This is a genomic window from Vibrio sp. S12_S33 (assembly GCF_963889785.1).
GTDB lineage: Bacteria > Pseudomonadota > Gammaproteobacteria > Enterobacterales > Vibrionaceae > Vibrio > Vibrio aestuarianus.
In genome coordinates this window covers 1-363 of sequence record NZ_CAWPQZ010000287.1, presented here as the reverse complement: position 1 = coordinate 363, position 363 = coordinate 1, and the positions used below count along the sequence as shown (strand labels likewise).

At 55.6% G+C, this 363-nt stretch carries 1 protein-coding gene; it reads right to left on the bottom strand.

Annotated elements, in window-relative coordinates:
* Window positions 1-363, bottom strand: a 363-nt coding sequence (locus tag AACW06_RS20185; RefSeq protein WP_202884126.1) for an Ig-like domain-containing protein, incomplete at both ends; no start/stop codon positions are given.

Here is a 363-nt window from a genome sequence, read left to right as displayed (position 1 = left end):
TGGTGTCTAAATCGAACGTCACTGGCGTGCTTTCAGCTGTGGTGTTGCCCGCTGCATCACTGATACTGCTGGTAACACTATAAGTACCCTCGTCCGTCAAGCTTGGAATGGTGATGCTCGCACTGCCGGTATCGACGTCCGTTTGCGTCACGGTGTAGGTTTGTTCCGTGGTGCTACCATCTGGGTTGGTGATGGTTAACGTCACCGTATCACCCACTTCCACACCTTCAGGAATGGTCACGTTGGTTTCAACGCCGTCACTGTTTTCGGCCACATTGACGCTGCCATCGACCGCATCGGCAATGGTAACGGTTGGCGCGGTGTCACTCGTACCGTCGCCGTCGGTATCACCCGGTACGGTGG